Source organism: Streptomyces roseolus, from assembly GCF_014649855.1.
Classification (GTDB): Bacteria; Actinomycetota; Actinomycetes; order Streptomycetales; family Streptomycetaceae; genus Streptomyces; species Streptomyces roseolus.
In genome coordinates this window covers 200,235-213,614 of the sequence record NZ_BMTV01000008.1, presented here as the reverse complement: position 1 = coordinate 213,614, position 13,380 = coordinate 200,235, and the positions used below count along the sequence as shown (strand labels likewise).

General features: G+C 70.6%; 14 protein-coding genes. 7 read left to right on the top strand and 7 right to left on the bottom strand.

Features of this window, described 5'->3' with window-relative positions:
• The first annotated feature begins 19 nt into the window (after positions 1–19).
• The 7 genes from IE245_RS12255 (at position 20) to IE245_RS12225 (ending at position 6,632) form a co-directional block, all read left to right on the top strand.
• Positions 20–1,204 (top strand): SDR family NAD(P)-dependent oxidoreductase, encoded by a 1,185-nt coding sequence (locus IE245_RS12255; RefSeq protein WP_189946834.1) that lies wholly within the window; start codon positions 20–22, stop codon positions 1,202–1,204.
• Positions 1,183–1,647 carry an SRPBCC family protein gene (locus IE245_RS12250; RefSeq protein WP_189946833.1) on the top strand — a complete coding sequence of 155 codons (465 nt, stop codon included), beginning with the start codon at positions 1,183–1,185 and terminating at the stop codon, positions 1,645–1,647. Before IE245_RS12255 ends, IE245_RS12250 begins: the two co-directional genes overlap by 22 nt.
• Positions 1,634–3,220 (top strand): phytoene desaturase family protein, encoded by a 1,587-nt coding sequence (locus IE245_RS12245; protein ID WP_189946832.1) that lies wholly within the window; start codon positions 1,634–1,636, stop codon positions 3,218–3,220. The genes IE245_RS12250 and IE245_RS12245 overlap by 14 nt, the downstream gene beginning before the upstream one ends.
• A gap of 63 nt (positions 3,221–3,283) precedes the next feature.
• A complete protein-coding gene (locus IE245_RS12240) occupies positions 3,284–4,069 on the top strand; it encodes an SAM-dependent methyltransferase (RefSeq protein ID WP_189946831.1) in 786 nt (261 codons plus the stop codon).
• A 221-nt stretch (positions 4,070–4,290) separates the two neighbouring features.
• The gene (locus tag IE245_RS12235) at positions 4,291–4,614 is read left to right on the top strand and encodes a hypothetical protein (protein WP_308436605.1); all 324 of its coding nucleotides are present in this window, start codon (positions 4,291–4,293) and stop codon (positions 4,612–4,614) included.
• 51 nt (positions 4,615–4,665) lie between these two features.
• Entirely contained in the window at positions 4,666–6,111 is a 1,446-nt protein-coding gene (locus tag IE245_RS12230) for a hypothetical protein (RefSeq protein WP_229851234.1), read from the top strand.
• The gene (locus IE245_RS12225) at positions 6,108–6,632 is read left to right on the top strand and encodes a hypothetical protein (RefSeq protein ID WP_189946829.1); all 525 of its coding nucleotides are present in this window, start codon (positions 6,108–6,110) and stop codon (positions 6,630–6,632) included. The genes IE245_RS12230 and IE245_RS12225 overlap by 4 nt, the downstream gene beginning before the upstream one ends.
• 615 nt (positions 6,633–7,247) lie before the next feature.
• On the opposite strand, the gene IE245_RS12220 is transcribed toward IE245_RS12225, so the two are convergent.
• The 7 genes from IE245_RS12220 to IE245_RS12190 all read right to left on the bottom strand — a co-directional run bounded on the left by IE245_RS12220 (position 7,248) and on the right by IE245_RS12190 (position 13,184).
• Positions 7,248–7,799, bottom strand: a complete 552-nt coding sequence (locus IE245_RS12220; protein WP_189946828.1) for a Uma2 family endonuclease — start codon at positions 7,797–7,799, stop codon at positions 7,248–7,250.
• A 364-nt stretch (positions 7,800–8,163) separates the two neighbouring features.
• The gene (locus IE245_RS12215; protein ID WP_189946827.1) at positions 8,164–8,838 is read right to left on the bottom strand and encodes a hypothetical protein; all 675 of its coding nucleotides are present in this window, start codon (positions 8,836–8,838) and stop codon (positions 8,164–8,166) included.
• An 83-nt stretch (positions 8,839–8,921) separates the two neighbouring features.
• Positions 8,922–9,476, bottom strand: coding sequence for an RNA polymerase sigma factor (locus IE245_RS12210; protein ID WP_189946826.1), 555 nt, complete (start codon positions 9,474–9,476; stop codon positions 8,922–8,924).
• 78 nt (positions 9,477–9,554) lie between these two features.
• Complete coding sequence (locus tag IE245_RS12205; RefSeq protein WP_189946825.1) at positions 9,555–9,971, bottom strand: hypothetical protein; 417 nt, start codon at positions 9,969–9,971, stop codon at positions 9,555–9,557.
• Positions 9,972–10,458: 487 nt separating this feature from the next.
• Positions 10,459–11,106 carry a signal peptidase I gene (gene lepB / locus IE245_RS12200; RefSeq protein ID WP_229851233.1) on the bottom strand — a complete coding sequence of 216 codons (648 nt, stop codon included), beginning with the start codon at positions 11,104–11,106 and terminating at the stop codon, positions 10,459–10,461.
• A 14-nt stretch (positions 11,107–11,120) separates the two neighbouring features.
• Positions 11,121–11,648: an SMI1/KNR4 family protein gene (locus tag IE245_RS12195; RefSeq protein WP_189946907.1), complete on the bottom strand. Its 528-nt coding sequence runs from the start codon at positions 11,646–11,648 to the stop codon at positions 11,121–11,123.
• A 69-nt stretch (positions 11,649–11,717) separates the two neighbouring features.
• Entirely contained in the window at positions 11,718–13,184 is a 1,467-nt protein-coding gene (locus IE245_RS12190) for a DNA/RNA non-specific endonuclease (RefSeq protein WP_189946824.1), read from the bottom strand.
• Between the last annotated feature and the right edge of the window lie 196 nt (positions 13,185–13,380).

The window sequence follows — 13,380 nt, the reverse complement described above, 5'->3', positions numbered from 1 at the left end:
TCCGGGTTTGGCTCGTGACATGATCAAGGAAAAGGCGTGGGGCGCCGGCCGGCCCGTGCCGACCCGGCGCCGCCTCGACGCATGGAACCCGGCGGACGGGACGCATGGAACCCGGCGGACGGGTAAGACGCCGGGGGTGACCCTGCTCGGACGCGGTGTCCCGACCGGACTCGTGGCCGTGGTGACCGGTGCCTCCAGCGGCATCGGCCGTGCCACGGCCCTCGCCTTCGCGCGGCGCGGCGCCCGCGTGGTGGTGAGCGCGCGCAGCCGCGAGGCCCTGGAGCGGGTGGCGCGGGAGTGCCGGTCCGCGCATCCGCTGGCCGGGGCGGTCGCCGTGCCCGCCGACGTCACCGACGCCGCGGCCGTGGAGCGGGTCGCCCGTACGGCGCTCGCCCGCTACGGCCGCATCGACGTCTGGGTCAACGCGGCGGCCGTCGGGGTCCTCGGCAGCCTCACGGACGTGCCCCTGGCGGACGTGCGCCGCGTCTGGGACGTCAACGTGCTGGGCGCCCTGCACGGCGCCCGGGCCGCCCTCCCCGCCATGCGGGCCCAGGGGCACGGCGTGCTCGTCGACGTCGCCTCCGTGCTCGGAGGCGTCGTCCAGGCCCCGTACATGGGCCCCTACGCGGCGTCGAAGGCCGCCCTGGTCACCCTCGACGAGACCCTGCGCCAGGAACTGTCGCTCGCCGGCGCCCGGGGGGTGGCGGTCTGCACCGTCCTGCCGACCGGCGTCGACACGCCGTTCTTCGACCACGCGGCCAACCGCACCGGCCGCCGACTGCGCTCCCTGCCCCCCGTCGCCACGCCGGAACGCGTGGCCAGGGCCGTCCTGCGCGCGGCCGCCCGCCCCCGCCCCCGGGTGACGGTGGGGCCCGGCGCGCGGCTGCTGCCCGCCGCCCACGCCGTCGGGCGGCGGCCCACGCTCGGCCTGATCGCCCGGTGGACCCACCACCGCTACCTCGGGCCGTACGGCTCCGCCGAGGACACCGAAGGGCGGCTGCGCACCCCGTCCGGCGACTCGGCCGCCGTCCGGGGCGGCCGGGCCGGCGGCGCCCGGACGGCCGCCCGCGCCGCCTCGGCCCTCGGAGCGGCCGCCCTCGCCGTCCGGGCCGCGGCCCGGTCCCGTTCCCGGCGGCACCCGCCCCGGTCCACACCCGCCCCTCCCGTAAGGAGGCCCCTCCCATGGCTCCATGGCACCGGCTGATCCACGCCACCCCGGCGGAGGTCTGGGCCGTCCTCGGCGACGGCGACCTCTACGCCCGGTGGGTGGTGGGCACCCACGACACCTGGGAACGCGACGACACCTGGCCGGCCGAAGGGGCCGAGCTGGGCTACACCCTGAAACTCGGGCCCTGGACCACCGAGGGCAGGAGCATCTCGCGGATCTGCGAACCGCAGGACCGCCTGGAACTCGAAGCGATCAATGGGCTCGGCAGCGCGCGCATCGCCTTCCGGACCCAGCGCTGGGGCGAGAACTGCCTGGTCCTGGTCGACGAGCACCCGCTCACCGGCCCGGCGACCCCGCTGCACAACACCGCCCTCGACACCCTCATCCGGTGGCGGCACCGCCGCATGCTCGCGCGACTGGAGGAGGCCGTCCACGAGAAGGCCGGCACCGAGGAGGACGCGTCCCGTGCCCCCGCCTGACGCCGTCGTGATCGGCGCGGGCCCGAACGGCCTGGTCGCCGCCAACGTCCTCGCCGACGCGGGCTGGCACGTCGTGGTCCTGGAGGCCCAGGACGAGCCGGGCGGAGCCGTACGCAGCGACCGGGGCGTCCACCCGGACTTCGTCCACGACACCTTCAGCGCCTTCTATCCCCTGGCCGCCGCCTCGCCCGTGCTCGGCGCCCTGCGCCTGGAACGCCACGGCCTGCGCTGGAGCCACGCCCCCGACGTCGTCGCCCACCCGCTCGCCGACGGGCGCTGCGCGGTCCTGAACCGGGACGTGCGGCGGACCGCCGCCTCGCTGGAGGCGTTCGCGCCGGAGGACGGAGCGGCCTGGGAGCGGCTCCACCGCCTGTGGGAGCACATCGGCGACGACCTGATCGACTGCCTGTTCACCCCCTTCCCGCCCGTACGGGCCGGGCTGCGGCTCGCCGGCCGCACGGGCCCCGACCTGCTGCGCCTGGCCCGGACCATGCTGCTGCCCGCCCGCCGCCTCGGCGACGAGCACTTCGCGGGGCAGGGCGGCAGGCTCCTGATCGCCGGCAACGCCCTGCACGCCGACCTCGGCCCCGAATCCGCCCTGGGCGGCGGCTTCGGCTGGCTGATGAGCATGCTCGGGCAGGCGCACGGCTTCCCCGTGCCGGTGGGAGGCGCCGGGATGCTCACCCGCGCCCTCGTCGACCGGCTGCGCGAGCGCGGCGGCGAACTGCGCTGCGGCCACGCCGTGACCCGGGTGGTGGTGCGGTCGGGACGCGCCGTCGCCGTGCGCACCGACGACGGCACGGAGGTCCCGGCCCGGCACGCGGTCCTCGCCGACGTCCCCGCCCCCCTCCTCTACCGGCGGCTGGTCGGCGAGGAGCACCTTCCGGAACGGGTCCGGGCGGACCTGGCCCGGTTCCAGTGGGACTACGCCACGGTCAAGGTGGACTGGGCCCTCGCCCGCCCCGTCCCCTGGGCCTGCGAGGGCGCGCGGGGCGCGGGCACGGTCCACGTCGCCGAGGGCGTCGACGCGCTCACCCGCTTCGCGGGCCAGCTGGCCATGGACCGGGTCCCGGACGTGCCGTTCACCGTGCTCGGCCAGATGACGACCGCGGACCCGAGCCGCTCCCCCGCCGGCACCGAATCCGCCTGGGGATACACCCACGTGCCCCAGCGCGTCCGGGGCGACGCGGGACCCGACGGCATCGAAGGCCGCTGGGACGAGGGCGAGAAGGAAGCGGTCGCCGAGCGCGTCGAGGCGGGCATCGAACGGCTCGCCCCCGGCTTCCGGTCCTCGATCCTCGCCCGGCGGGTACTCGCCCCGCCGGACCTGGAGCGGCGCAACCCGGCGCTGACCGGCGGCGCGGTCAACCAGGGCACGACCAACCTCCACCAGCAGCTCGTCTTCCGCCCGCTGCCCGGCACGGGCCGCCCCCGCACCCCGGTCCGCGGGCTCTACCTCGCCTCCGCCACCGCCCACCCCGGCGGCGGCGTCCACGGCGCCCCCGGCGCCAACGCCGCCCGGGCCGCGCTCAGGGCCCACCCCGGGTTCCGGCGGAGGGGCCGCGGCACATGAACAGCGAGCGACAACGAGACGGCCCGGAAAGGGAGTTGTCGAGGCCTGCGCTACGTTGGCGGTGTGACCGACATCGAATCGCGCATCGACACCTCCCGCCCGCACACCGCCCGGATCTGGAACTACTGGACCGGCGGGAAGGACAACTACCCCGTCGACCGGGAGGCCGGCGACCGGATCCGGGAGCTGCACCCCGGGATCGGCGACTACGCGAAGGCGGACCGGCTGTTCCTGGGCCGGGCGGTGCGGCACCTGGCCGAACGGGAGGGCATCCGGCAGTTCCTCGACATCGGAACGGGGCTGCCGAGCGCCGACAACACGCACGAGGTCGCCCAGCGCGTCGCCCCCGACGCGCGGGTCGTGTACGTGGACAACGACCCGCTCGTGCTCGCGCACGCCCGCGCCCTGCTGGTCGGGACGCCCGAGGGCCGCACCGACTACCTGGACGCCGATCTGCGGGACGTCGACGCGATCCTGGCCGCCGCGGCGAAGACCCTCGACCTGTCGGAGCCGGTCGCGCTGATGCTGCTCGGGGTGGTCATCTTCGTCGAGGACGACGAGGAGTCGTACGCGGTCGTCCGCCGGCTCATGGACGCGCTCGCGCCCGGCAGCCACCTCGTCCTGTCCCACACGGTCACGCACCCCGACATGCCGGACGTCGACGCGGCGGTGGCCTTCTGGAACGAGCACGGCACCCCGAAGCTCACCCAGCGCACCCCCGCCGCCGTCGCCCGCTACTTCGACGGCCTGGACCTGCTCGACCCCGGCGTGGTGTCCTGCTCCGCCTGGCGCCCGGAGACCCCGGCCCCGCCCGTCGCGATGTACGCGGGCGTCGCCCGCAAGCCGTAGGGAACGCCGCCCGTCGGGGCACGATCCAGCCACTCTCTCGTTCACTGACCAGATCTGACTTTATGTGCGCGGCCCCGTTCCGTTAGTTACTTGAGGGACTACCAGTGGGGGAGATGCATGGCCTGGGAAGAGTGGGAACAGAGCAAGGCGGACGCGGCAGCCCGGCAGTCCACGTCGCCACGGCTGAACCAGGTCGCCCCGGCGGGGGCGGCAGGCCGGACATGGCTTCCAGCCCGGCGGCCAAGAAAGCGGCGGCGAAGGCGATCGAAGACGACCTGGAGCCGGGTGTCGCGAGGGACGGCAAGCACGCGGCCGAGACCACGAAGGCCGCCGTCAGGGCGTTCGGCGCGAAGGACGGCTACGGCTGGGACACCGCCGACGCGTTGAAGAGGGCCCACGAAACGTGGGAGAAGCAGGTCAAGATGCTGCTCGGACGCCTGTCCTCGGAGAAGCAGGCCCTCGGCGAGACCGGCATCGGTCTGCGGAACAACGATCTCGACATCGCCACCCGGCTTGCCCGCCAGTCGCGGATCCACGGCATCTGACCGGCCGACGGCCAGGTCTCAGAGGGAATCATGCCGACCTATCACGAAGCCATGAGCACCGACCTGTCCACGCTCACCGCCGCCGCAGGCAAGTGGGAGGAGATGGCGGCCAGGTTCAACACACTCGAGGAACGGTACGAGAAGGGCGTCCACGGCATCTCGCTCGGCGAGTCCTGGATCGGCCTGAGCGCGAACGCCGCCCACGCCAGGTTCACCGTCACGCTCAAGGAGCTCCGGGGGGCGCAGAAGGAGGCGAAGGCGGTCGCACGCGTCCTGCGCGACGCGCACGCACAGCTCATCGACCTGCGCAACCGGCTCGAGGCGATCCGTGACGACGCCGTCAAGGCGGGCATGCGCGTCTCCGACCGGGGCGCGGTCGCCTTCGACACCGGACGGCTCACTCAGGACGAACGCACGGCCTACGTCCACGACCCCGACTTCCAGCAAACCGCGCGCACCCGGGCGAACGAGTGGGCCGACAAGCTCGTCCAGGCGCTCAAGGCGCTCACCGACGCCGACCACGGCACCCGCCTCGCCCTCGATGCCGCCGTCCTCGACTCCGATCCCACGGACGGCACTTTCAACGGCTTCAACCGGAATCCCCGGGAAAACCCCTACCCGTCGCTGGAAGAGGCCGGCAAGGCCGCCAACATGCCCGAGGACCGCGGCGCCGTCGCTCAGTGGTGGCGTGACCTGGATCCCGTCACCCGCGGCGTCCTGCTCCGTGAGCGCGGTGACGAACTCCGCGCGGCCGGCATCCTGGACCCGCTGTACCGATGGAAGTCTCCGGACTCCGGCTCGGGCCCCTTCGACGTGGAGGACCCCACACCGCGGGATCTGTGGCTCCACGCCCAAGCCCTGGGCATCGCGACGACCGGCGACGTCATCGGCCAGACCGGAGCCTCCCGCAACATGCTGCATTACCTGCGGGGTACAGGCGACACCCTCGACCTCGACGTGGACCGGATGCTGGCCGACGACTCCGACTTCCGGTCGAAGATCGACAACAATCACGTCGCCGTGAACCAGGACGCCTGGCGGCGGCAGGCTCTGGCCGAATTCCACGAGGCCGGAGGCGACAGGACCGTGGTCGTCCCGGTCGAGAGCAGGACGAGGCACACGAACCTGGAGAGCGACGAGTGGTTCCGCGCGGTGGGGGCCCACGCGCAGAACGTCTCCGGATTCGTCACCGTCACGCCGGACGCCCACGGCGGCGCTCCCCAGGTCTCGCTCGACTACCAGGTCAACGTCTGGGACCGCTACAACTGGGACCCCGGCAAGTCCACCCCCTTCGCCGACGGCCTCATCAGCATCTCGGACGACGACATGGGCCGGCTGCACAAGGTGGGGTTCGCCCAGGAATTCGACATGAAGGGCAGCAGTTCCACCCACCGGCACGATCTCGGCAGCCCCATCCCCCCGACCACCACCCCGGAGGACCAGGGACGCGAAGGCACCCGGGGCGACGTGTCCCGAGGAGAGGAAAAGAACCGATGAAGCTCCGCCTCACCGCGCGAGCCCTCCCTCTGGTCCCGGCCGCCGCTCTCGCCGTAGCGCTGGCACTCGGCGGCTGCACGTCCGCGCCCTCGGAACGCACCCCGCGCACGACGCCCTCCTCCAGCTGGGAGAAGGGCGCCGGCGCCCCCGAAGCGGCGGCGTTCATGAAAGTCCGGATCCCCGAGGGGGCGACAGAGGTGGAGGGAGCCGTACGGGTCCAGCCGCAGGAGAAGGTCTACCTGCTGTCCTTCGTCACAAGCGAGCGGACCGCGAAGACGATCACCGAGGACCTGCACCCCGACCACCCCCTGGCCGTGGAGGGGCCGTCCTCCTCGTCGCTGAGCGGGGACGGGTACAGACACCTGGGCCTCACACCGCCGCAGGAGCTCAAGAGCGTACGGACGACGAGTGCGTGTCCGCCCTGTACGGGCGACTCCAGGCGGCGCCACGTCCAGGGCATCGAGATCCACGTCGGCGAGGTCCCGGGGGACCGTGTCCGGGTCTACCTGACGGCGTACTGACCGGCCCGGCGCCGACTGTGCCTCCGCACCTCCTGCCCGTCTCCCGGCCCACCGGTCCCGGTGCGAAGGTGCGGCTCAGGCGGCCGGCCACCACCCGCCGGCCTCGGTGTCTGTGCCGCCGCCTTCGGGGCACGGGCGATGAGTCGCGCGGCGGCGTCCGGTGGACAGTTCGGCCGTGATGAGCGAGACGCCCACGGCCTTGCCGACGTGCTCGTGACGACGACCACAACAGCGGGTCCGGCGGTGCGGTGGCCGAGGGCCGGGGCGGTCGGCTGCCCTGGCATGTCCGGAACGGCGCCCGCCTTCCGAACGACGAGCCATCCGCTCTCGACGGCGCGTGTGCCGCTCGCAAGCCCCTCGGCCCGAGCCCGCAGCTCGGCGGCCCACCCCCACTCCCGCGTGGTCCGGATGCTGGGACTTGCTCCAAGGAGTGAGTTCATTCAGCAGACTGGGTGTCCGGACAGCAGAGGACGCCGTGGCCGGTGAAGGCTTCGACGGGTGGAGAGGGGAAACGCGAGCCCCGGAGCTCTCACCGACAAGCGTTCGACCACCTGGCCGAGGATGTCGGCGAGGGTGGAGAAATCCGACTCGCCGTCCGTGCACCCGCAGGTGTAGTCAGCGCGCGCCGTTCTCCGGTTCGGGCCGGGGCAGCTCGTCCAGGTCGAGGGTGAAGGTGCGCCCGTCGGCCAGCTCGATGGGGAGTTTGCCGGTGCCGTACTTGTACGTGTGCGCCGCGGTGTAGCCCGTTCCGGTGGGCTGGGTGTGGACGACGACCTCCGCCGCGTACGGGTCCACCACCAGGTAGACGGGGATGCCGTAGCGGCCGTACTTGGCGGTGCAGTCGTCGTAGTCCTTGCGGGCCGAGGAGACGGACACCACCTCCGCGATCAGCAGGACGTCCTCGAAGCTGTAGCGCTTGCCCTGCTTCTCCGCGTCCTCGCGCAGGATCGCGAGATCGGGGGCGGAGTTCTCGTCGGCCGGGAAGTCGATGTATACGTCGGAGATCACCTTCGCGTGACGTCCCAGAGCGAGCGTGTCGATCTGCAGGGAGCGGATCGTGCTGGAGTGCTCCAGGCTCTGCGGGGTCATGATCACCTTCCCGTCGGCACCGAAGAAGACCGTGTATCCCTCGGGGAACTCGGTGTGCATGATCGCCTCGACGCTCATCAGCGGCTCCTTCCCGTCGCCTCCCAGAATACGGTCGCCACGCGCGTCAGCGAGGAGTCCAGGCGCCCTGCGGGTACCAGCGGAGATCGACGGTGCCGTCCGGGTCCTCGACGCAGACAGGCTGTGCGGAGCCGCGCACCCCAGCGTGGGAGGGGGCCCTCGATGACGTCGAATGCGCCGGAGCCGAGGACCTCCTGCCGGTCGAACGGGTCGACGGCCACCCAGGATGCTGCGTATCGGCGGTCTGTACCGGCTCGACCGGGTCTACGAGGATGAGGGCGCCGAACGTCACACCTACCCTCGGCCAGACGCACTCCCCACCTCACAAGGCAACCGTGCACGGGCTCGTCCCTGAGACCCACGCCTAGCGACGGTCGGCGGGGGCTTCCTTGCCCTCGGAAGGGTTCCGGCGGTGGTCCTGTCCGCCGGCTCTCGCTTCAGGGACAGTCTTGTCGGGAGCCTTGGACCCGCCTGTGAGCTTCTCGCAGTAACCCGGCACGGCCTCTTTCCCGCCTGCCGCCTCGACCAGGCGTCGCAGAGCGGTCGCATCCGAGGCCCCGCCCGCGTGCCCAGTCCTCTGCTCGTACGCGCGGCACAACGCCTCGTGACTCTTCGCGGCCCCGGGAGGCACCTGCTCCGATTCCGTCGGACCCGGCACAGAGGTCTCCCGTACGGGTGCCGTGGACGGAGCCGACTGCGAGGGCGACGCAGACGCGTTGTCCTCCTCGGAGGACGGGAACGCAGTAACGTCCTCGGGCGACGTCGACACGGGCGTGCTGACACCCGGCTCGGGACGGCGTTCGGGCAGATCAGGGAGGGGATTCGGCAGTTTGCCCGTGGCGATCGCCACGCTGCCCAGTGTCATGCCGGAGACCAGCGCGATCAGCGCCGCCTTCGGCCAAAGGCCGATACGTCGGCCGGTGGCCGGCCGCCAGTCGTCACGGCGACGTGTCCGCGGCGCGCCCGACCCCGCGTGCAGGCCCGCGTCGCGAGCGGCGCGGAACGCGGCGACCGCATGTTGAGCCTCGTTCTCGCTCACGGACTGGTTCGGACGCAGGGCTGCTCGCAACGCCTCCGCCGCAGCATCGCTTTCGTGGTCGTCGTCCCGTGCACGGCCCCGCCTCATCTGTCACCTCCCCGTAGCTGGTTCGCAAGTCGCTTCAGTCCGCGATGCGCAGCGGACCGTACCGCACCGGGCCGCTTGCCCAGTACCCGTGCCGCGGTCGGCCCGTCCAGTCCGACCACCACCCGCAGCAGCACGGCCTCCGCCTGCTCCCGGGGGAGGCCGGCAACCAGCCCTAAGACCCGTCCGGTGGAGAGTGTCTCCATGGCCTCGCCCGCCGTGTCCCGCTGCGCGGGCAGTTCCAGCACGTCCTGGTCGAACAGGTCGTGGCGCGGACGGGAACGCACGCGCCGGAGATGGTCGAGCGCCCGGTGACGGGCGATGGTCGCGGTCCAGCCGCGAAAGCCCGCGCCGTCGCCACGGAACCGCCCGAGGTCCCTTGCTATTTCGAGCCAGGCGTCGGAGGCGACGTCCTCGGCGTCCTGGCCGACCATCCCCCGCAAGTATCCCAGCAGCCCGGGATGCACGATCCGATAAGCCTCCGCGAAGGCCGCCTCTTCGCCGGCTTGGGCTCGCTCGACAGCACGCCCCAGCGCAACGTCGTGAGCCTTCATCGGTGCCAGTCGGTCTTCCTGAGTGATGTCGTCCGGGAACGCGGCAACTGATGGCGCCGTCGGCCCCTTCCCGGCCCGCTACCTTACGCGTCCGCCGGCACACCCCATGAGCGGGGAGGTCCGGACTCGCCTCGGGAAGAGGAAGGAGAGTTCGTGCACGGACTCCGCGGCGCCCAGCTCGAAGCGGTTCACGACCTTGCCCAACGGGTTCCACGCCCGCCCGTCCGTGCCGCGCACGCCGACCGGCTGCTGGAAGAGCCGGTAGGTCTCCTCGTCGAAGTCGACCCAGCGCGCCCCGAATCCGCGAACGAACACCTCACCGGCGTACGCGCCAAGACCCTGCAGTGACTGCCAGACGACGGAAGGGTCGTCGGTCGTCCGTCGCAGCCCGTCCACCACCCGGTCCACGATGCGCAGGCTGGCCACCGAGTAGTCCAGCGGCAAGCGCGTCCTCGCCGTCGCGCGGGAGACGAACTCGGCGGCGTACCCACTCATCTCGGAAGCTCGCAGCGTCCGACTGACGCGGTCCATCGTTTCCCCACCCCTCGTACGCGAACCGGCACGGTCACCGGTCCTCCGTGGTCCTCGCGGAATCCAGCGGAACGGGCACAGGGATCATCACGGCTTCGCACTGTGATCACCGCCACATCCACATGGATCAGGCCTGCCGTGCAGCACCGGGACACAGGCCCACAGGCGGTACCGAACGCAGTCGGCGGGCGACAGCGGAACGCGCATCAACGGCTGGGGATCAGGGTCCCCCGGTGATCGGAGGCCGGCGCCGGGGGGCTCACCACCGCTCACCCGCCCGATGATCTCCACGGCGAGACCGCCGAGGACGCTGGAAGACCGCACAACGCTGTCGCAGGATCCTTGCGTCCGGCCCACTGCCTGCCCCGAAAGCCGAAAGAGTCCGCCGACTCCGTCGGCGGACCCTCCCGCAAGATCCGGAGCAAGCCACGGACCATGTCGTCACGCCGCGTCAGGGGCGCTGCCTGGTCACGTACCCCCGGACTCCCGATCCGATCCCGACCAGTGCGAGCAGGGCTCCGAAGGCCACTGTTGCCCACAGCGCCAGCGGCACGGCCCCTTCGGCTCGGATACGGCCGCGCACGTCGGAGGCCGCGACGCTGCCCGACTGCTCGTCGAGGAAGTAGCGCGAGTCGTTCGCGACGGGCCGGTTGTCGCCCAGCAGGAACAAGCGCCCCTCCGGCACGGTCACGTCATACGGTGAGCCTGTCGAACCGAGCGGGTCGCGCATCACGTACGGCTCGTCGATCCGTTTGCCGTTCACCGCGACCCGCACACCGTCACGGGACTCCACGTGGTCCCCGCCCAGGCCGATCACCCGCTGCAGGGCCGGCGCGTTCCCGTACCTACCGGGCACGCTGACGAGGACGACGTCGCCCCGGCGTATCTCCCCTTCACCGACCCGCATGACGGTCAGCCGCTCGCCAGGACTGTACGTGGGTCGCATCGCGTCGCCCCCGACAGTGATCCGCTCGCCTTCCAGGCCACCGCCGCGCACGATCCCTCCCACGGCGCCCAGCACCAGGACCAGCCCCAGAGGAACCAGCACCCATGCGACGATTCTCAGTCCGCGGCCCGTGCTTTGCTGCTGCGCCGACACCTTCCTTGCCCCCGTCAGCCGCCGTGAGCCCCGGGGCCCGGCTGGAACGTCGGGTCGAGGCCGTACCGGGCGATTCCGAACGGTTGGAAGTCCTTGTCTGCCAGGACCCTGTAGAGAAATTCCGACGTCGACATGTCGTACTCGCACCACTCGCCGGCTTCGCCCCGCGCAAGGACGGGAGAGATACCGGGCTGCTGCGCGTCGACAAGCCAGCAATATTCAGCCCCCCATTCCGTCGAGGCCCATTTGATGTACCCCTTTCCGCCCGGCGTGTACTCCTGATACCGACCGCTTCCCACAGGAAGGGGAAAGGGCACTCGCCATGGCAGGAGGAAATCGAAATGAGGCCCTTCCATATTGCCGTAAAAAGCTACGGAGTCACAGAAGGTCCCTCCGCCGAAACCTTCACACAGCTGCTTGAAGTCTGCCGGCAGAGGAACACGAAGCTCCTCTTCGACCGCCATCCAGTCGACGGAGTGCGCCGATGGCTCCCAGTCGGTGAATTCGAATATACGCTGCACCCACATGTAAAGACCTTTCACGGGAGGGAGGGTGCAGACGGACATCAGGATCGATGTCCGCCTGCACCTCCGATGATCCAGCTTACCGACCTACGGCTTGAGCCCCGTCGGTGTGTTCCAGATCGTGATGGGATCGTGCGGCATTTCTCCCGTGTCCAGGTTCAACCACCTGATGGTCAGGCTGTCGGGGACGGCGTTCATCCCCGTATAGTTGGCGGTCACCTCGTAGTAGACCGTCTGCCCCTTGGCCACCATGTCGGCAACCTGGTTCTCGTACGGCGCCATCACCCTCTGATTGGGCGTGGCGTACAAGCTGACGAGGTTCCGCATCTCGGTACCGCTACCACCCAGCTGGTTTCCCAAAAGGTGACCGCGGTTCATGTCCTGACCGGACTTGAAACCAGGGGTCACGGTCTCGGGGAAGTTCCGCATGGGCCGCGGGACCTGAGTTCCCTTGATCATGGAGTCGGGATTTCCCTTGACGACCTTGTTCTCTCCACTCTCCCAGCTGAAGTCGCCGGAGTTGAGGCAGGCCCGCGCCCCCTGTGCCCGGTCGTACTTGTCGAGAGCCTGATAGAAGACCACGCTTTCGTCGTCTTCGCAGTATTCCTGCTGGAACGGGAAAAGCGTGGTTCCCCCAACCCAGTCCCACTGCCCGTCGGGCTCGACGAGCCGTCCCTTGCCGGGGTTGCCCGTGTACTCGGACTCGTACCCGTTGGGGGCCGTCTCGTTGTACCAGCCGATTCCCGTGAGGAAGGTGTCGGCGACGGTCTTCCAGCCGCCCCCCGCCTTCTTCACGGTGCCGGTGGCGACATCTCCGATCGTGTCGAGGACGTCACCGCACCAGTCGCAGCCGAATATGTGACCGTCCAGCTCGACGAAACTCGTGGGGTTTCCGCCGGTGAAGGCGTAACGGTTTCCGGTGTACGGATCGGAACCGAGCTCCATGTCCGCGAGGGCACCGTTGTACATGTCCCGGCTGGTGAACCGGTTGAGACCGGGGTTGTAGTCCCGGAAGCCCATGTCGTAGGTACCGGCATGGGAGTCCCACCGCTTCGAGTTGTAGCGGTAGGGGTTGTAGGCCTCCTTGGCCGGGTCGCCGGCGTCGGGCTTGTCGATACCGGTGAACTCGGACGCGTCGTCGGACCCGTAGGCGGTGTAGCCGTAGGTGGCCTTGGAGTTGCCGTCCTTGTCGGTCAGCGTCTCGACGTCGGTGTGCGAGTTGTAGCCGTAGTAGCCGTCCTCGCTGGTGCCGTCGGTGTTGTGCTTGACCTGGGAGAGACGCTCGCCCCACGGGCTGTACTGGTACGACTTCGTCAGCTCGCCGACGACTTCTTCGTTGAGCACCTCGGACGACAGGCCGAGGTAGGTGAAGTCGGTGGTCTTGCCGTCGGCCGTCTTGGACGCCGTGCGGTCGAGCGGGTCGAAGGTGTACGTGGTGGACTTCAGCGAGCCCGCGTCGTCCCTCTTCTGGGACTCGACGACATGGTCGAAGCCGTCGTAGACCGAGCGTTCGACGACCTGGCCACCGCCGGTGACGGACTCCTGACGGAGCACGGGCCCGGGTAAGCGTCTTCGCCTACCCGGGCCCGCTTCGGATCCAGTCCCTCACCGCATGGTCACCGAGGTCAGTCAGAAGGGCGCCACTGTGTTGACAATCAGTCACCCGGTTAATGGGATCAGGGTCCAGGGTCGGCGACTCCGAATTCAGTGAAGTCGCCGATGAAGGATACGAGAGAAATTCCTGCGGCTC

Excerpts from the sequence above, each read along its gene's own strand:
- IE245_RS12225 (WP_189946829.1), top strand. The coding sequence starts at position 6,108 with ATGAAGCTCCGCCTCACCGCGCGAGCCCTCCCTCTGGTCCCGGCCGCC.
- IE245_RS12255 (WP_189946834.1), top strand. The coding sequence starts at position 20 with ATGATCAAGGAAAAGGCGTGGGGCGCCGGCCGGCCCGTGCCGACCCGG.
- IE245_RS12205 (WP_189946825.1), bottom strand. The coding sequence starts at position 9,971 with ATGAGTGGGTACGCCGCCGAGTTCGTCTCCCGCGCGACGGCGAGGACG.
- IE245_RS12250 (WP_189946833.1), top strand. The coding sequence starts at position 1,183 with ATGGCTCCATGGCACCGGCTGATCCACGCCACCCCGGCGGAGGTCTGG.
- IE245_RS12230 (WP_229851234.1), top strand. The coding sequence starts at position 4,666 with ATGAGCACCGACCTGTCCACGCTCACCGCCGCCGCAGGCAAGTGGGAG.
- IE245_RS12235 (WP_308436605.1), top strand. The coding sequence starts at position 4,291 with ATGGCTTCCAGCCCGGCGGCCAAGAAAGCGGCGGCGAAGGCGATCGAA.
- IE245_RS12220 (WP_189946828.1), bottom strand. The coding sequence starts at position 7,799 with ATGAGCGTCGAGGCGATCATGCACACCGAGTTCCCCGAGGGATACACG.
- IE245_RS12210 (WP_189946826.1), bottom strand. The coding sequence starts at position 9,476 with ATGAAGGCTCACGACGTTGCGCTGGGGCGTGCTGTCGAGCGAGCCCAA.